The organism is Peribacillus sp. P4_C12 (assembly GCF_056402095.1).
This window is the reverse complement of sequence record NZ_JBFUIB010000001.1, coordinates 111,592-130,039: the sequence shown is the minus strand read 5'-3', so window position 1 is coordinate 130,039 and position 18,448 is coordinate 111,592. Positions and strand designations below refer to the sequence as shown.

Annotated in this window: 21 protein-coding genes; 8 read left to right on the top strand and 13 right to left on the bottom strand. The window is 40.0% G+C overall.

Annotated elements, in window-relative coordinates:
* Positions 1-230: 230 nt before the first annotated feature.
* The 11 genes from AC1DUW_RS00660 to AC1DUW_RS00610 all read right to left on the bottom strand — a co-directional run bounded on the left by AC1DUW_RS00660 (position 231) and on the right by AC1DUW_RS00610 (position 10,786).
* On the bottom strand, positions 231-1,472 hold the full coding sequence (locus AC1DUW_RS00660) for a serine hydroxymethyltransferase (RefSeq protein WP_477641795.1): 1,242 nt from the start codon (positions 1,470-1,472) through the stop codon (positions 231-233).
* 411 nt (positions 1,473-1,883) lie between these two features.
* On the bottom strand, positions 1,884-2,477 hold the full coding sequence (locus AC1DUW_RS00655; protein ID WP_477641794.1) for a TIGR01440 family protein: 594 nt from the start codon (positions 2,475-2,477) through the stop codon (positions 1,884-1,886).
* Positions 2,478-2,618: 141 nt separating this feature from the next.
* Positions 2,619-3,065, bottom strand: a complete 447-nt coding sequence (gene rpiB / locus AC1DUW_RS00650; RefSeq protein WP_053348478.1) for a ribose 5-phosphate isomerase B — start codon at positions 3,063-3,065, stop codon at positions 2,619-2,621.
* Between the two features lie 129 nt (positions 3,066-3,194).
* Positions 3,195-4,484 (bottom strand): methyl-accepting chemotaxis protein, encoded by a 1,290-nt coding sequence (locus AC1DUW_RS00645; protein WP_477641793.1) that lies wholly within the window; start codon positions 4,482-4,484, stop codon positions 3,195-3,197.
* A 23-nt stretch (positions 4,485-4,507) separates the two neighbouring features.
* Complete coding sequence (locus AC1DUW_RS00640; protein ID WP_056524189.1) at positions 4,508-4,951, bottom strand: low molecular weight protein arginine phosphatase; 444 nt, start codon at positions 4,949-4,951, stop codon at positions 4,508-4,510.
* A 259-nt stretch (positions 4,952-5,210) separates the two neighbouring features.
* Positions 5,211-5,777 carry a manganese efflux pump MntP gene (locus AC1DUW_RS00635; RefSeq protein WP_053348475.1) on the bottom strand — a complete coding sequence of 189 codons (567 nt, stop codon included), beginning with the start codon at positions 5,775-5,777 and terminating at the stop codon, positions 5,211-5,213.
* Positions 5,778-5,852: 75 nt separating this feature from the next.
* On the bottom strand, positions 5,853-6,902 hold the full coding sequence (locus AC1DUW_RS00630) for an L-threonylcarbamoyladenylate synthase (RefSeq protein ID WP_053348474.1): 1,050 nt from the start codon (positions 6,900-6,902) through the stop codon (positions 5,853-5,855).
* Between the two features lie 294 nt (positions 6,903-7,196).
* A complete protein-coding gene (spoIIR, locus tag AC1DUW_RS00625; RefSeq protein WP_477641792.1) occupies positions 7,197-8,081 on the bottom strand; it encodes a stage II sporulation protein R in 885 nt (294 codons plus the stop codon).
* Positions 8,082-8,241: 160 nt separating this feature from the next.
* Positions 8,242-9,111, bottom strand: coding sequence for a peptide chain release factor N(5)-glutamine methyltransferase (prmC, locus tag AC1DUW_RS00620; protein WP_330219177.1), 870 nt, complete (start codon positions 9,109-9,111; stop codon positions 8,242-8,244).
* Positions 9,104-10,174, bottom strand: a complete 1,071-nt coding sequence (prfA, locus tag AC1DUW_RS00615) for a peptide chain release factor 1 (RefSeq protein ID WP_053348858.1) — start codon at positions 10,172-10,174, stop codon at positions 9,104-9,106. Before prfA ends, prmC begins: the two co-directional genes overlap by 8 nt.
* Positions 10,175-10,330: 156 nt before the next feature.
* Entirely contained in the window at positions 10,331-10,786 is a 456-nt protein-coding gene (locus AC1DUW_RS00610; RefSeq protein ID WP_152952396.1) for a hypothetical protein, read from the bottom strand.
* 331 nt (positions 10,787-11,117) lie between these two features.
* Between AC1DUW_RS00610 and AC1DUW_RS00605 the strand changes: the two genes are divergently transcribed.
* The 8 genes from AC1DUW_RS00605 to AC1DUW_RS00570 all read left to right on the top strand — a co-directional run bounded on the left by AC1DUW_RS00605 (position 11,118) and on the right by AC1DUW_RS00570 (position 16,837).
* Entirely contained in the window at positions 11,118-11,420 is a 303-nt protein-coding gene (locus AC1DUW_RS00605; RefSeq protein ID WP_053348471.1) for an urease subunit gamma, read from the top strand.
* A gap of 17 nt (positions 11,421-11,437) precedes the next feature.
* Positions 11,438-11,761, top strand: a complete 324-nt coding sequence (locus AC1DUW_RS00600) for an urease subunit beta (protein WP_053348470.1) — start codon at positions 11,438-11,440, stop codon at positions 11,759-11,761.
* Positions 11,758-13,470, top strand: coding sequence for an urease subunit alpha (gene ureC / locus AC1DUW_RS00595; RefSeq protein WP_053348469.1), 1,713 nt, complete (start codon positions 11,758-11,760; stop codon positions 13,468-13,470). The genes AC1DUW_RS00600 and ureC overlap by 4 nt, the downstream gene beginning before the upstream one ends.
* A gap of 11 nt (positions 13,471-13,481) precedes the next feature.
* Positions 13,482-13,937, top strand: coding sequence for an urease accessory protein UreE (ureE, locus tag AC1DUW_RS00590; protein ID WP_053348468.1), 456 nt, complete (start codon positions 13,482-13,484; stop codon positions 13,935-13,937).
* Positions 13,930-14,616: an urease accessory protein UreF gene (locus AC1DUW_RS00585; RefSeq protein ID WP_053348467.1), complete on the top strand. Its 687-nt coding sequence runs from the start codon at positions 13,930-13,932 to the stop codon at positions 14,614-14,616. The genes ureE and AC1DUW_RS00585 overlap by 8 nt, the downstream gene beginning before the upstream one ends.
* Positions 14,617-14,650: 34 nt before the next feature.
* A complete protein-coding gene (ureG, locus tag AC1DUW_RS00580; protein ID WP_053348466.1) occupies positions 14,651-15,262 on the top strand; it encodes an urease accessory protein UreG in 612 nt (203 codons plus the stop codon).
* A gap of 1 nt (position 15,263) precedes the next feature.
* Entirely contained in the window at positions 15,264-16,088 is an 825-nt protein-coding gene (locus AC1DUW_RS00575; protein ID WP_053348465.1) for an urease accessory protein UreD, read from the top strand.
* A 269-nt stretch (positions 16,089-16,357) separates the two neighbouring features.
* The gene (locus tag AC1DUW_RS00570; RefSeq protein WP_053348464.1) at positions 16,358-16,837 is read left to right on the top strand and encodes a hypothetical protein; all 480 of its coding nucleotides are present in this window, start codon (positions 16,358-16,360) and stop codon (positions 16,835-16,837) included.
* A 76-nt stretch (positions 16,838-16,913) separates the two neighbouring features.
* Here the strand turns inward: AC1DUW_RS00570 and AC1DUW_RS00565 are convergent, their stop codons facing one another.
* Entirely contained in the window at positions 16,914-17,519 is a 606-nt protein-coding gene (locus tag AC1DUW_RS00565; RefSeq protein ID WP_053348463.1) for an ABC transporter ATP-binding protein, read from the bottom strand.
* Positions 17,509-18,429, bottom strand: a complete 921-nt coding sequence (locus AC1DUW_RS00560) for an ABC transporter ATP-binding protein (protein ID WP_379157041.1) — start codon at positions 18,427-18,429, stop codon at positions 17,509-17,511. Before AC1DUW_RS00560 ends, AC1DUW_RS00565 begins: the two co-directional genes overlap by 11 nt.
* Positions 18,430-18,448 lie beyond the last annotated feature (19 nt).

Below are 18,448 nucleotides of genomic sequence, written 5' to 3'. Positions count from 1 at the left end.
TCTATTGCTTAATTTTGCTCTTTTTATAATTTCCCTATTCGTTTAGAAAAATTTTCGTATCTTTTAAAATTCACTTCAACCTATTTTACAGAAAAAAGGTTCAATCTTCAATAAAGGTTTAGATGTCAGACCTATTTTCACTATTCTGACTCTTCAAAACACACTCTTCTCTGTGTCTATCTATTTAAGCACACAAAAGCCGCTTCCCTAGAAAGGAAGCGGCTCCGTTATTACAATGAAGGATATAATTCAAATTTGCTTGTTAATGCTTCAACACGCTGTTTTGCTTCTTCAAGTTTAGCTTTATCTTCATTATTTTTCAAAACAAGTCCGATGATTGCAGCGATTTCATCCATGTCTTCTAATCCAAAGCCACGAGATGTAACTGCCGCTGTTCCAATACGTATACCACTTGTAACGAATGGTTTTTCCGGATCATACGGAATCGCATTTTTGTTAACGGTAATACCGATTTCATCTAGTACATGTTCTGCAATTTTTCCTGTTAGCCCTGTAGAACGTACATCAAGAAGAATTAAGTGATTATCTGTTCCATCAGAGACAAGGGTAAAGCCTTCTTTTTTCAAACCTTCGCCCAAACGTTTAGCATTGTCGATAATTTGTTGTGCATAAGCTTTAAAATCATCTTGAAGCGCTTCGCCGAATGCTACAGCTTTAGCAGAAATTACATGCATTAAAGGCCCACCTTGAATTCCAGGGAAGATTGATTTATCAATTTTCTTACCGAACTCTTCTTTACAAATAATCATACCGCCGCGTGGTCCGCGAAGCGTTTTATGAGTAGTTGTCGTTACAAAGTCTGCATAAGGAACTGGACTTTGATGCAATCCTGCAGCAACTAAACCTGCGATATGTGCCATATCAACCATTAAATAAGCCCCAACTTCATCTGCAATCTCACGGAAGCGTTTGAAATCAATTTCACGTGGATATGCACTAGCCCCTGCTACGATCAGTTTAGGCTTGTGCTGACGTGCTTTTTCCAAAACATCGTTGTAATCGATACGGTGATCTTTTTCGTCTACACCATATTCAACAAAGTTGTAGTTAACACCACTGAAGTTAACCGGGCTTCCATGTGTTAAATGACCGCCGTGTGACAGGTTCATTCCTAACACAGTGTCGCCAGTTTGAAGAACGGTAAAGTAAACTGCCATATTAGCTTGAGCTCCAGAGTGTGGTTGTACGTTTACATACTCGCCACCGAAAATCTCTTTTGCGCGGTCACGTGCTAAATCTTCAACGATGTCGACATACTCACACCCACCGTAGTAACGTTTACCCGGATATCCTTCTGCATACTTATTAGTTAAAACCGATCCTTGAGCTTCCATGACAGCTTCACTCACGAAGTTCTCAGAAGCAATAAGCTCAATCTTACTTCTTTGACGCCCTAATTCCAGTTGAATTGCGTTAAACACTTGCTCATCTTGCTTTGCTAAACGATTCATTCCGTAATTCCTCCTCAAATTGTGCGTTATTCGCTTTTTACATTATTTACAACATGACTTCAAAAAGACATGAAAAAGCCTTATCGATAATTATTTGAAAATTCTACTCCATTTTAACATGTCTATTTTAGAAGTGATAGTCTATTTTTATCGAACGTTCATTGTTTTTTCATTTAAAAACGTTCGCATTTCACATCTTATTTAAGGTAAATAGCTCTTCCTACCTGAATTTTATTAGTAAAAAAGCTTTCCGATGAGGGGGGTATACCATTTTTTCTTCACTAACCATTCTATTGGTACTATACAAAAAAATCGTTAAAGATTCTTCTTGTTCTTTACATTTTTCTTTTATTTAATAGTCTCCATACAAAAACAGCATCCCTCATCTGAGAAACGCTGCCTAATTTTCTATTAAGTACAACTCTTGTTTACTGAAGTATCCTGATATACAGCCCGCTCCCCGCCAATTAGTTTTGGACGGGTTTTAGCCATAGTCACATGTGCATGACCAATTTCTTTAATGGAGACTCGAACAGGGACAGCCACATGTTTTAAATGCATACCGATGAATGTATCACCGATGTCTATCCCCGCTTCTGCCTTGATATGCTCAACGACGATAGCATCTTTCCATTGTTGATAGGCATAGGTTGCCATCGACCCCCCTGCCGTTCTTACAGGGACAACTGACACTTCTCCATAATCTCTTCGAACTGCGGCCTCTCTTGGTAAAACGAGAGCCCTATTTAAGTGTTCACAACATTGATAAGCAACCTGAATTCCCGTTTTTCTTTGGAAATCCTCCATTACAGCAAAGATCATTCCCGCAACATCAATTGTTCCGTCTGTGCCGATTCGTTTTCCAATCACTTCACTTGTACTGCAGCCAATTACCAATAGCTGTTTTTCTTTTAAAGCTGCCTCTTCTTGAAACTCATGTAACAGTATTCGAAACTGATTTTTCCATATCTCAAGCTCATCTGAAAATGTAGTATCATTTGTCATGAAATACGCATCCTTTCATTTAAAGAAAACTTACTGATTGGTTAGACCTTAGATGAAGAGAAGACCTCTTGTCCTTGTTCTAAATCTTCACTTCTTACCTGCACAGCTTATCGCTTAAGAAGGGCATTCTAGTGATTTAAATTAGGAGTGTTTTCCTTCATACTCCGCTATCTTACCAATCCTGTTTTCATGACGGCCGCCTTCAAATTCTGATGTCAACCATGTTTGGGCAATTTCCCTGGCAAGCCCAGGACCAATTACACGTTCCCCCATTGCCAACATATTGCTGTCATTATGCTGACGAGTCAATTTCGCACTATACACATCATGAACTAATGCACAACGTATCCCTTTAACCTTATTCGCTGCAATGCTCATTCCAATACCTGTACCGCATATAAGTATTCCACGATCAAACTCACCCTGCGCTACTTTTTCGGCAACTGGCAAAGCATAATCCGGATAATCCACGGATGTACTACATTCACATCCAAAATCCTCAAATGGAATATTTAACTCATTCATTAAATTCTTTATTTCTTCACGGATTTGAATACCACCATGATCCGATGCAATTGCAACTTTCATCAAAATCCTCCTCTAGCTGTTTTTATTTGATTTTATTGTGTCACAAAATTGTGAAAAGATAAAGTGAAGCTATAGGTTTCCGCCCATATAGAAACAGGAAACCTACACTGGTTTCCTGTAAAAATGATATTAAGTATGAAAGCGTGTAATGGTCTGTTTCAATTTTTCTGCTTGCTCTTTAAGCTCCATAGCCAAATTTTTTACGTTTTCCATAACCTTCGCTTGTTCATGAGTCGTAGCCGTTACTTCTTCCGCTCCAGCAGATGTTTCTTCTGCAATAGCAGCCACTTCTTGAGACTGCCTTGATGTTTCTTCAACACTTTCCATTTGACGATCAACAAGCTCAGTAATATCTTTTACCGCAGCGACAACATTATGTACTGTTTTGGTCATTCCTTCTATCGCTATATCCGTATTAGTACCTTTTTGGGCTTCTTTATTCGCCAAGACGACCTGTTCGCCAATTTGTTTAACAACAGCCTGTACCTCAACCTGAATATTTTGAATCAAACTTGAAATGCCTTGAACAGCTTTAGCGCTCTCATCAGCTAACAGACGGACTTCTTCCGCCACTACAGCAAACCCTTTCCCATGTTCTCCTGCTCGTGCCGCTTCAATGGAGGCATTCAATGCAAGCAAGTTCGTTTGTGCTGCAATATCGCCGACAAGCTCAATGATTTGTTCTACCTTTTTCGCATTTTCCTCTAAACGCTTGACTGTTTTTAGGGACTGTTGGTTTTCTTCAGCCAATTGTTTAATGCCGAAAACTAAGGAATTAACTACTTCTTTACTCTGAGAAAGCTCTGAAGCCATTTCACTGGATATAACAACAGATGCCTTCGCTTTATTTTGAACCTGTTGGGCAATCATGATGACATCATCAATAGATTCAGCCGTATTCATGATGGAAACAGCCGAGGTATCAGCACCTTTGGATATTTCCTCAATGGTTCTTGCCATGTTTTCTGCCTGTTCCGATGCTTTTGAGGATTCTTGAGAAATATGGATGACCTTGTTATTGGTCTCTTGGAAATTTTCTTCAATACTTTGCACCATTTCCCGCAGGTTAAAAAGCATATGGTTAAAAGCTGTACCTAATGATCGAATCTCATCATCCGTCTTTGATAAAACTACTTCTTCGTTAATACTTCCCTGGGCCGTACTTAACGCCACTTTTTCTAGTGTTTGCAGGGGTTTAGTAATAAGACTGGCTGCAAAAAACGCAAGAATTCCAGACCACAATATGCCTAATAGCAGTGTCCCAACACTAAAACTTATCGAACTCGTGTTTTCAAAAAACATTGGATGGATCACGAAAATAAAAAATGCCGAGGTTGAATAAGTGATTAAAGCAAGGACTGTGATAAAGATAACTAATTTTTTTCGTAACCCAAACTTATATTGAGTTCTTTCCGCCATTCTTTTTCCCCCTGTAGACTTGTTTACTTTTCCAGACTTTTTACTAATTCTTCTATTAGATCTTGAAGCTCCCTGAACGTTTCCCGATAAAGGTCTTCCGGGCCACCAAACGGATCTATTATGTCTCTATCATGTTTATCGTCATTAACAAATTCTTTTAAAGTAAAAGTTTTATCAATTATATGGGGGAATGTACTCATAATGGCCGCTTTATGCCCTTCCGTCATGGTAAAAATATGAGTAGCCCAATCTATTTCCTTCTCAGATAAAGGTGTTGAGGAATGATTATGTGATATGTTATTTTCAACTAATACACTTTTAGCATGCATTGAAGCGTCTTGGCCAGCCGAAGCATATACGCCAGCAGATCTCACTTCGATACCTTTAATATTCTTGTTTTTTAAAATTGCTTCTGCCATGGGGCTTCTGCACGTGTTACCGGTACATACAAATAATACTCGGATCATTTTAACGTCCTCCTTTTTTATCCATTATAAGCTATTGCCCCATTTTTAATAGTCAAAATAAAAGCACTCTTATTATTAAAATATCATAATAAATTCACTTCAACCAAAAAAATTAAGTCTATTTCGTAAACCCTTTATCCTATAAGATAAAACCATCTTTCTTCCCCTTTTTCCACAGTGAAATGTTTAAAAGAGAAAAATAAAAACCGCCCCGGTAATTCGGAACAGTTGAGGAAGGACAGATATGAAATTAGGTGCATCAAAAGGAGAATAATAGTTTTAGACCAAACGCACACAGAATACTACCACCAAGGATCTCACTGTAAACTCCCAGTAACCCCTGCATCTTTCTCCCCAGTAAAAGTCCTGCCCACGTTAAAAAAGTGGCAGCCATTCCAAAACAGAGAATGGTCAAAATCGTTTTAGCTCCATAAATCCCCAGCGTTAACCCTACCGAAAAACTATCCAGGCTTACCCCTAGAGCAAAAATAAACAGACCTTTTCCGATAGGAGCGAGCATCTTATTATCTCTATTTCCAGCTTCTCCCCTTTTACCGGGAATAAACATCTGGATGCCCAAAATTAACAGCAATAGACCGCCAGCGTATGTAGCAAATGTTCCGAATTTATCAGAAATGAAACGACCTGCCCCCATACCTAGCAAGGGCATCCAAATATGAAAAAAGCCTACAGTTAGCCCTATAAAAAGGATTTGCCTTAACCTTAGCTTAAACATCCCCATTCCAAGGCCGACAGAAAAGGCATCCATTCCCAACGCAAAAGCCATTAGCAATAATGTGATGATTTCTCCAGCGAATGTATTCATTCCATACCTCCCTCGGACGTACCTACTACATGTTATGCATGTCCGAAAAGAAATAGAAGAATAAATCAGTCCTTATTACGCATGTTCTTCTATGATTTGATGACCTGCAGCCTTCTCGAGCCGGTTCATAACCGCAACCCCTATACCAGACTCAGGAAACATTTCGCTAAAAATGATATCGACATCAAGTACATCAAATTGTCGTAAAGCATCATATAGCCCTGCTGCAACTGTATGTAAATCCGCTAATGATCCAGGAGCAACAATATAATCCGCCTTATATTCTCGTTGATGTTCAGTAGGTGTTATCACACCGACTTTTAACCCATCACCTCTTTTTTCATCCACAAGCTTCTGAAGGAAAGCTTGATTACCCTTTACTAAAAAAAGAGGGGCTTTCGGTGCATAGTGGGTATATTTCATACCCGGAGCTTTTGGTGCTGCGTCCTTATGTTTCAAGGCAGCGTCTTGTCTAACTGTTCCAATGACTGCTTCCAGTTGTTCAACTGTCACGCCACCCGGTCTTAAAATAACAGGCACTTCCTCCGTGCAATCAAGCACGGTAGATTCAACACCTACACCTGTGGTCCCACCATCGACAATGCCCGCAATCCGGCCCATTAAATCATCCACAACATGTTTAGCTGATGTGGGGCTTGGTTTGCCAGAGGTATTTGCACTTGGAGCAGCAATAGGCAGATTACTCGCTTGAATAAGACCTAGGGCAACCTGATGATCTGGCATCCTGACCGCGACTGTGTCTAGACCCGCCGTCACTAGGTTTGATAGCTGCCCTGGTTTCCGTTTCATAATCAATGTTAAAGGACCCGGCCAAAATTCAGCTATAAGTTTCCTTGCCTGTACCGGAATCTCTTCAACAATATCTTTCAACTGTTCTTCAGTAGCTATATGAACAATTAAAGGATTATCACTCGGACGCCCCTTCGCTTCAAACACTTTTTTGACAGCCTCGTCACTTTTAGCATTAGCTCCCAGCCCATATACGGTCTCCGTTGGAAAAGCAACCACTTGATCAGCCTTTAATAATTCAGCTGATTGTGTAATTTGGGGATAACTTTGTAAATTATCCACATTTTTATCCACTAACCAAACTTTCGTTTTCATCGTAAACACCTTCACCTTTTAACATTACTTATTTTATATAATTGCTTTTATATGAACGATATTTCAGTCTTATCGTACTATTATTTCTTAAAATATACTTTGAAAGTATAAAAGAAGTATACACATAATTCAAGTGTTATCCACAAATTGTGGATAATTGTAACGAAACGGTGGATAACTTTGTGGATATTATGGATTATTGACAGACTTTTTCGATATTTTGTTAATAACTCTGTGGATATGTATTATTACATTTATCTAATCGTAAAAAAAACGAGGGCAGATGCCCTCACTTTAAAAAATCTCATTGAAAATTTCTGCAAATAAGGACTTCACTTCCACCTCGGGGTCCTTTTCCCCTTCATATAATTGTTGACCTCGGTCAGTAGATGCCGTCAAATTATCGCTTGTATCTTCAACGTTCTCTTCGATACCTTTCGGTGTCACTTCTTCCTTAACCTTTTCTTCTGTCACTTCCTCTTTTACCTTTGGCTCTAAAACCTCTTCTTTCACCTTTTCTTCCGGCGCTTCCACTTTTACACTTTCCTCTATAACTTCTTCTTTAACTTTTTCCTCTGGCACAACTTTCTCTTCATTCGTTGCAGCATATGCCTTCCCTTTTGAAGTCACTGATTCTTCATCTTCATCCTCGACAATTGGACTTTGGCTTACAGCTGTCCCATTTGAAAAATCCAGGAAACATAATGGAGGAAATAACACACACCACCAATTAGCCCCTTCCCCTTCACCAAGTGTGATAATCACCGCTTCATAATCACCTGCAGGATATAAATACTGACCGTAAAGCTTTGTCGGGAATTCCGCCTGTCCAAAATCGACGTTGACTGTCTGTTCCAAACCATTTTCCCTTACTACTGCCTCCGCTGTTGCTTGGATATCTGGTAAATGCGAAGTAATCACTTCCCTCGCCTCATCCAAAGAGGTAAGCTCCTGAACCCACTTCGTAATATCTTCATTTACTTTATCTCTAATCAGGCGCTTAACAGCTTGATCCTCTTCTGTATCACTATTAGCAAGTATTCGCAGACGAATCGCTTCATCTGGAATCACCATAGTTTCTTCCGCACTGACCGCCTCCGATTTAGGCATATATATACTTACAATTGTTCCTATTGTTAAGATTAATAGATAGATAATGGCTAAATGTTTAGTTTTCATCGCCCTCGCCCCCTCACACAAATTAGTTTCGCCAATTTTCCGTTATCTTAAACTAGTAAAAGTAAAAAAGAGGATAACTAAAAATATAGATTCTAAAAGGTATATTGGGTGAAGCACGTTACATTCCAAACAAAAAAATCCGTCTCACATATGAGACGAATCATTTTAATACAGCAAAGACCATTCGATCCTTTTTGTTAATGTCATTTTCAATGGACACTTCTGCCGCAGGAAATGTCCGCTTTAAGAGACCAGCAACTGCCTGACCCTGTCCAGTGCCTACCTCAAAGCCAATCAGTCCCGGTACATTCATAACCAGTGGCAATTGTTCCATAAAGCGGCGATAAAAGTCTAAGCCATCGACACCAGCGAATAACGCACGATGTGGTTCATGATCAGTTACGACCACTGACATGGATTTTTGATCATCATTTGGTATATAAGGAGGATTCGATAAAAGGATGTCCACCTGATTGTTCTGCTTAATGAACGGCTGCAGCAGATCGCCTTGCACAAACTGTACCTCAGCTCCAAGTAACTTGGCATTCTTTCTCGCTACCTCAAGTGATGGATCTGCTATATCCGTGGCTGTCACCAGCAAGTCTGTTTCTTCAAGCTTCATCGTAATTGCAATCGCACCGCTGCCCGTCCCAATATCCGCTAAGCTGAGCTTCTGTCCCTTCGTAAAAATGTTAGGGAGCTTGCGAAGTGTATAATAAATTAATTCTTCTGTTTCAGGTCTTGGAATCAACACTTCTTCATTAACAAGGAAGGTCCGTCCATAAAATTCTTCACTGCCTGTAATATATTGAACAGGGGTCCCATCAACATGTAGCTCAACAGCGGACTTAAATTGTTCTAACTCCTCTTTATTGAGTTCATAATGGAGATTGGCTAATAGCTGGGAGCGAGTTTGCTTTAAATAATGCTGCAACAAAATTTCTCCTGCATTAGCATCCCGATCATTTTCCTTTAAAAAAGAAGAAGCCCATTTAAGGACTTCGAATACTTTCATTACAGAATTATTCATCTGCATTTTCCAGTCTTGAAGATTGATCTTCCATGATTAATGCATCCACGACATCATCCAGCTTACCTTCCATAATTTGATCCAGCTTTTGAATCGTTAAGCCGATACGATGGTCGGTAACACGGTTTTGCGGGAAGTTATACGTACGAATCCGTTCTGAACGATCACCCGTTCCAACGGCAAGCTTCCTGTTTTGGTCATATTCCGCCTGTACTTCACGATGAATTTTGTCATACACACGGGCACGCAAAACTTTCATTGCTTTTTCTTTGTTCTTGATTTGTGATTTTTCATCCTGACAAGATACAACGGTATTTGTTGGAATATGCGTCAATCGCACCGCTGACATTGTGGTGTTAACACTCTGTCCTCCTGGTCCACTCGACGCAAAGGTATCTACACGAACATCCTTATCATGGATTTCAACTTCCACTTCCTCAGCTTCCGGTAAAACGGCAACCGTAGCCGTGGACGTATGAATCCGTCCACCTGATTCAGTTTCAGGTACACGCTGCACGCGATGGGCTCCATTTTCGAATTTCAACTTTGAATATGCACCGTTACCATTAATCATGAAAATGATTTCCTTATAACCACCAAGCCCTGTAGGACTTGATTCAATAACTTCAGTTCTCCAGCCTTGCACCTCAGCAAAACGGCTGTACATACGGTATAGACTACCTGCAAATAAGGCCGCTTCATCTCCGCCTGCCGCTCCGCGGATCTCCATGATTACGTTTTTATCATCGTTAGGGTCTTTTGGAATAAGCAATATTTTCAGCTTATCTTCAAGACCTTGTATGGTCTCTTCAAGTTCATTAATCTCTTCTTTAACCATTTCACGCATATCCGCATCAAGTTTGTCTTCAAGCATCGCCTTGGCTTCCTGGAGTTGCTCACGAACTGCTTTATACTCTTTATACGTTGAAGCCGTCTCCTGAATACTGGATTGCTCCTTAGAATATTCCCTTAGCTTCTTTGAATCATTAATGATTTCAGGGTCACTCAATAGTTCATTCAATCTTTCATATCTATCTTCTACTGCCTGCAGTCGATCAAACAAATTATTCACCTCATAAATTTTCCAAAACATCTACATGAAACGAGTTGGAAGTAATCCATCCTTTTTAACTATAAATAAGTGCCCTAACCGAGTTCACTTCTAGCTTAATTATAGTATAGGTGAATAATCGACGTCAAAGAGGATTCAAAATTGTGGTTATTTCTTTAATTTAACATCTATATTATATTGGGGAACAACTCTGGTTATCATGTCTTGAATTCGCTGCTTTTCCTCATTTCTTTCTTCATCCGTCTTGATTTCACCTTTATCATGGACCGTAACATGTATGGTATTGCCATTAAACCATACGGAGCCTGCATCATAATTAGTTTCCGATTTAATGATTGATCGGATTTTATCTATTTCCTGCCCCATGGATGGAGAATTATTGGATGTATGATGCGGAGTGTTGAGGACTTGATCCGATGGCCGTTCCGCTTCATTGTCCCAATCCTTATTAGATACATGTTTTAAACTTTTGCCAACAAAATCTTTGCCATCCCGGGATTGATCCCCATATTCCGAATCATTATTTATTGCATTGTCATTTTGACTGCATGCTGTTAGTGCAGCAAGAAGAAAAGCAGTCATAAAAATCAGTATTGATTTCATATTTTTTCCCTCCATTTTGGTTAAGTTTATAAAGAGCGGTTCCTCTTCAGCTTTCCCAAAATGAAGCAAAATGTATCTTTTATTTCTCTTCCCTCTTTTTTACAAAATGCTCGACTTTATCTTAATAGTTAAAGTTTATTGCAAATGTCTATTTTTAGTTCAAACCGCATTGCGTTAAACTTCATCTTAAAATCTTTGTATGTTAAAATCCTTTTGAAAGGATTATCTACATGGATTTAGGAGAAAATGAATAAAGGGTAATAATTAGCTCCCCTTTCTTCCAAATAGGGAGTTTTTTTATTGTTTGTAATTACAACAGGAGGATTCAACTATGCATTTATTGCCGCGGGAAATCGACAAGCTTATGATAGTGGTGGCAGCGGATCTTGCGAAGCGCCGAAAAGACAGAGGATTAAAGTTAAATCATCCGGAAGCTGTCGCCCTCATCACTTATGAGGTTATGGAAGGGGCAAGAGACGGGAAAACTGTAGCCCAACTTATGGAGTATGGGGCTTCCATTTTGACACAAGAAGATGTCATGGAAGGAATACCTGAAATGATAGATGATATTCAGGTTGAAGCAACTTTTCCAGATGGAACGAAATTGGTGACTGTCCACAGCCCGATACGATAAATAGGAGGGATAGCTATATGTTGCCAGGAGAATACATTTTAAAAGAAGAAGAGATTATTTGTAATGAAGGAAGAGAAGTATTCACCATTTCTGTTACTAACACCGGCGACCGCCCTATTCAGGTCGGATCACATTTTCATTTCTACGAAGTAAATGAAGCACTCCAATTTAATAGGAAGAAAGCTTACGGAAAGCGATTAAATGTCCCTGCTGGAGCGGCTGTTCGTTTTGAACCCGGGGATGAAAAAGAAATACAGCTTCTAAATTTTGCAGGAGAACGGCGTATATACGGGTTCAATAATAAAGTAGACGGCAAATTAGAAAGTGAGGATGAATCATGAGTTTTAAAATGTCCCGAAAACAATATGCTGAAATGTACGGACCAACTACTGGTGACTCTATCCGCCTTGCTGACACAGATTTGTTTATTCAAATTGAAAAAGATTACACTTCATACGGAGAAGAAGTTGTCTTTGGCGGCGGAAAAGTCATTCGGGACGGCATGGGCCAGCACCCCCTTGCAACCCGTAAAGACGGTGTGGCAGATACCGTTATAACGAACGTAGTAATTTTAGATTACACAGGAATTTGTAAAGCAGATCTAGCCATTCGGGATGGTAAAATTTCTGGAATTGGTAAAAGCGGAAATCCACTCGTTATGGACAATGTGGATATTATTATTGGCGCATCTACAGAAATAATCGCCGGTGAAGGTTTGATTGTGACAGCTGGTGCCATCGATACCCACGTTCATTTTATTAATCCAGAACAAGTACAGGTAGCACTAACATCTGGAACAACAACATTAATCGGGGGCGGTACAGGTCCTGCAGCTGGATCTAAGGCAACTACGGTTACTCCGGGTGAATGGAATATTCACCGCATGCTTGAAGCTGCTGAAGGCCTCCCTATAAATATTGGATTTACAGGTAAAGGACATGCTGCTTCCACTGAACCCTTAATCGAGCAAGTTAGAGCTGGAGTTATCGGATTAAAAGTTCATGAAGACTGGGGAGCTACTGGTTCATCCCTTGACTACGCACTACAGGTAGCAGACGAATATGACATTCAAGTTGCCCTGCACGCAGATACATTAAATGAAAGCGGATTTATGGAAAATACCATGGCCGCAGTAAAAGACCGAGTTCTTCACATGTACCATACTGAAGGCGCAGGCGGTGGCCATGCACCTGATTTAATCAAATCAGCAGGTTACCATAACATTCTGCCTTCATCAACGAACCCCACCCTCCCTTATACCGTTAATACTATCGACGAACACCTTGATATGGTCATGGTTTGCCATCATTTAAATCCTTCTGTTCCAGAAGATATCGCTTTTGCAGATTCTAGAATTAGAAGGGAAACAATTGCAGCAGAAGATATCCTTCACGACATGGGCGTATTTAGCATGGTAAGCTCTGATGCCCAAGCAATGGGCCGAGTAGGAGAAGTCGTTCTACGCACATGGCAAGTAGCAGACAAAATGAAAAAACAAAGAGGCATCCTGTTTGGAGATAGCAAACATGCCGACAACAACCGGGCTAAGCGCTATATCGCCAAATACACTATTAATCCAGCCATTACACATGGGATTTCAAAGCATGTTGGTTCTATTGAAGTTGGAAAATTGGCAGATCTAGTCCTCTGGTCTCCAAAGTTTTTTGGCGTGAAGCCAGAAATGGTGCTTAAAAACGGTCTTGCGGTTACTGGGTTAATGGGTGATGCCAATGCATCTATCCCGACACCACAGCCGTATATTTATCGTCCAATGTACGCTCAGTTTGGAAAGGCCTTAGCAAAAAGTTCGGTTACTTTCATTTCTCAAGCAGCCTACGATGATGGTGTTCATGAAAAACTTGGACTACATAAAATGATTCTACCTGTTGGCGGAATTCGGACTCTAACTAAGAAAGATATGAAATTAAATGCTGAAACACCTGATATTACAGTTGATCCGCAAACATATGAAGTAAAAGTAAATGGAGAACTCCTGACATGCGAGCCAGTTGATACGGTGCCAATGGGTCAGCGATATTTCCTATTCTGAGGTGAAAAGTATTGATTATAGAAAAAGTTGTCACTAACTTAGAAAAGATGGATACAAACGAAATTAAAAAGCGTCATATAGAAAAAGTGTACTTGGAAAGCGCACATTTAATGAAGCGCATTCAACGGGTCAAAACGGATCACGGCAATGAGCTTGGTATTCGCTTAAAAGAGCATCGAGACCTTTTAGCTGGAGATGTATTATACATGGATGATAAAAATATGATCGTCATAGATGTGCTATCAGATGATTTACTTGTTATCTCCCCTCGAAGCATAAAAGAAATGGGGACAATCGCCCATCAACTTGGCAACCGTCACCTCCCTGCTCAATTTGAAGAAGATGATATGTTGGTCCAATATGACTATTTGGTTGAGGAATTACTTCAAGAACTCGGAATTCCTTTTAAACGGGAAGAACGAAAAGTGAAACAAGCGTTCCGTCATATAGGCCACAGTCATGAATAACAATATTCTCTCTTTGTTTCAGCTATGCGACTCTAATTTACCTACCGGCGCTTTCAGCCATTCTTTCGGCCTGGAGAGTTATATACAAGAAGATCAAGTTAAGGACCAGGAGACATTTTTCCAGTGGCTTAAAGTGTATTTACATGAGCAGCTCATCTACTCAGATGGGCTTGCCTCTCGTCTCGTTTATGAAGCTCTTATGGATGAGGATATTCAAGAAATATGGAACCTGGATCGCCTATTAACTGTCCAAAACTTGCCGAGGGAAACGCGGGAAGGAACACAAATGATTGGGGATCGAATGCTAAAACTCACAGAATCGCTATACGGTATGCCAATCCTCTCACAATATAGAGCGGAAATTAAGAGAAAGAGTTCATTCGGCCATCCCGCTATTGTATTTTCGATGGTAGCACATGGGCTTGGGGTAACAAAACCAGACACCATCCTCTACTATTTGTATTCTGCTATTTCCAGCCAAGTTCAAAATGCGGTACGAGCCATTCCTCTTGGACAAACAGCAGGTCAAACAATTACTCACAATTTTATACCAGAATTAACACAGGCTGTGGAAAGAATTCTGCAACTAACGAAAGATGATTTTGGCATCGTTTCTCCTGGTATTGAACTGTCTCAAATGAAACATGAACGCGTTAACATTCGAATATTTATGTCTTAATTTTTTTGAAAGAATCAGTAAAGGAAGTGTTTTAATGGAACCAATAAAAATCGGTGTTGGAGGACCTGTTGGAGCAGGTAAAACAATGCTTGTAGAAAAATTGACACGCCATCTCGAAAATGAAATAAAAATGGCAGTTGTCACAAACGATATTTACACAAAAGAAGACGCTAAATTTTTAATACAAAATGGTGTTCTTCCAGAGGATCGGATCATTGGTGTGGAAACGGGCGGCTGTCCTCATACCGCCATTCGCGAAGATGCTTCCATGAACTTCGCCGCTATCGATGAGTTAATCGAGCGTCACCCGGACGTTGAACTTATTTTTGTTGAAAGTGGCGGAGACAATCTTGCAGCTACTTTCAGCCCTGAACTAGTTGACTTTTCTATTTATATTATTGATGTTGCCCAAGGGGAAAAAATCCCCCGCAAAGGCGGACAAGGTATGATTAAATCTGATTTGTTCATCATTAATAAAACGGACCTTGCTCCATATGTCGGTGCCAGCCTTGAAGTAATGGCAAAGGACACAAAAGTATTCCGCGGTGACAAACCATTCGTTTTTACAAATTTAAAAAATGATGATGGCCTTCCTGAAGTAATCGACTGGATTAAGCAGCATGCTTTATTAAAAGGTTTAGATTAATATGACAGATTGGACTGGCACTTTATCTCTGGACCTAGAAGAACGGAAAGGGAAAACCGTCGCAAAAAGGGTGTATTTTCAAGGTGCACTCAAAGTTATGCGACCGATCTACTTTGATGATTCAGGTCAGGTCTGCTATTACCTTCTAAATCCCGGCGGCGGCTATTTAGACGGCGATCGATACAAGATGGAAATATCAGCCGATGAAGGCTCTAAAGTTACTTTAACTACCCAATCTGCGACAAAAGTATATAAAACGCCGAAAGGCTATGCCTATCAGGAAACCCAAATTCACTTGCAAAAAGGCAGTTATTTAGAATACCTTCCAGATCCGCTAATTGCTTATGAAAATGCTCATTACAAGCAAAAAAATGTAGTTCATATGGAAAGTGGAGCAACGTTTATTTACACAGATATCCTCACACCTGGCTGGTCCCCGGAGGGTAAAAAGTTTAGCTATAATACCATTCAATTAGTTACTGAGGTTTATCTGAATGGTAAACTTGGTGTGTTTGACCATATCAAATTAATGCCAGAAAAACAAACACTATCGGGTCTAGGTTTCATGGAAGGCTTTACTCACCTAGGCTCTATGATTGCGGTCAGCGAATATACGAATAATTCTCTTCTCGATGAATTGTATGAAGTGATTCAAATAGAAGAATCGAGTTTTAAATTTGGAATTTCAAAGCTAGCCGTGCCAGGCTTTAGCATACGAATCCTAGCCCACTCTACCCAAGTCATTGAACGAATATTGGATCAGTGCCAAAAGATCATCAGCGAGAAGTGGAATAATCGTACACCAAGCTTTTTACGGAAATATTAATACATTCATCGGAGGCTGCTCCTTTAAAAGGCACAGCCAGATGAGCCATTTTATATTGTATTTATTTTGAGTTCCTAAATTCACATTACGCTGTGCTATTAAAGACCGATTTCCCATGAACTGCGCCCTTTAAATGACAGTCTTAAATAAAGACCTATATAATAGGCAATTAATAGATTACTCCGGTATTTTACCGATCTTGTAACTCAATATTTACGATAATCTAGGAAAAATATTTAAGTAGAAACTTTCATGAGAGGGGATACAGTATGCCTGAAGATAAGAATGCAAAACCCGAACTTGAAGATTTTGAGGTAGAAACAGTGTTCGAGAACCGTGTTCACGAGCGACACGCATTCACTTTTAAAGTCCAAGGAGAGGAATTCAAGGGGCATTTTCATGAGGATGAAATTCATTGGCTCCACCCTCACCCAAAACAAACGATTGGTGAAAGTAAAGTGGACATTATTGAAACTACCATACATTCATTAATGCGACACTATGGAATTTCAAAAGAGATTAAAGGCCTTGAAATAAAACCAGCATTTGAAGACCGGGTACATGAACGCCGACAATTTTCTTTGCAAGTGCAGGGAGAGGAATTCAAAGGCTTTGTTCATGAAGGAGAAATTCAATGGTTCCATCCTCAGCCAAAGCAAAAGCTTGAAGAGGATCTGGTTGAGGCAATTGAATCAGAAATCCATGAAAAAGTAGCGGAACACGAAAATAATAGTAAAGAGAATGATTAGAAATAGATAATATAAGAAAGGAGGTCTCTATTAAAGAGATCTCCTTTTCTAATGTCATTCAATTAATTTCTTTATCTCAACTAAAATCATTAAAATCAATCACACGTTGACAAAGTCTTTGCATAAGCTTAGATTCATGAGTTACAACTACTATTCCCATCTTTCTCTTTTTAGCAATTTCAATGACAGCATGCCAGATTTGAGTCTGTGTGATTGCATCGAGCATTGTTGTCATTTCGTCTGCAATTAGAAATCGAGTATTGGGTCCTAATGCACGGGCAACACAAAATCGTTGTAGCTCTCCTCCCGATAGTTCGTTAGGCCATCGTTCTAGCCACTCCCGATCAATTCCCAGTAATTCTAACACCTCTTTATTGGGTTTCCATCCTTCATTAAGAATCTTGTGCATCTTCCATCGTGGATTAATCGCTTTTTCTGGATGCTGAAAGATCAATTGAACAGGATGATATCCTTTCTTTGGCAATGGAGCACTATTAAAGGTCACAGTTCCCTCAATTGGTGTCTCAAAACCCGCTAAAATCCGGCAAAACGTTGTTTTCCCACATCCACTTGGACCAGTGATGCCAACGATTTCCCCTGGCTCTAGCGTTAAATTGACTCCTTGAAACAGCCATGGTCCATTTCCATATCGAAATCCGATGTCTTTTGCTTCAAGTTGCATGAATACACCTCACCATTCCCCCCCTAAGTTTTCGCATTTCAGGTTGTACTTGCCGGCATTCAGGTGTTGCCATTACACAACGTGGTGCAAACAAACATCCCGCTGGTAATGAACTTGGATGAGGTTGCGAACCTGGAATTGGAATAAAATCATTTTGAGGTAATGCTCTCCACAAAGCCTTACTATAAGGATGCCGTATTTCCTCACCGTGACCTTTAAAGTTCTCCACTGGAGCTACCTCTACTGTAGTTCCTGCATAAAATACGGCAATTTTATCTGCAATATTAAGGGCCGATTCAATATCATGAGTTATCAGCATCACCGCACAACCATTGTCGGCAACCTCTCTAAAATTATTTAGCGCTTCCTTTATTACATCGGGGTCGAGCCCTGGAGTAGGCTCATCCGCAATAATCACCTTTGCTCCGCTTACCATGGCAGTGGATAGAAGCGTCCTCCTCGCCATACCTCCAGAAAGTTGAAATGGATACATTTTCTCAACCTCTTGCCTTAAGTGATAGCGCTCAAAAACCTCCCGTTGAACCGATACAGCATCCCCATTTTTTACAGAAGTACGGACTTGACTTCCAACACGCATGAGTGGGTCTAGAAAGTTTACCGATTGTGGTACAAGAGCAATTTCCTTACCTCTTAATACAGTTTGCCGATCAGGGGTGAGTTCCTCTCCCGCATATTTAATTACTCCACTTATACTTGCATTTCTCGGCAGTATTCCTAGAATGGCATGTGCGAGCAGACTTTTTCCCGATCCACTCGCTCCAACAACAGCAAGAATCTCACCTGCTTCAAGAGTAACATTTAAACTTGATATAACTTTATGAGTTTTCTGTTTAAGTCCAGTATATTGCTTAAAAGATACTGATAAATTTTCCACTTCAAGAATAGGCATTTGTTAACTCCTCTTAATA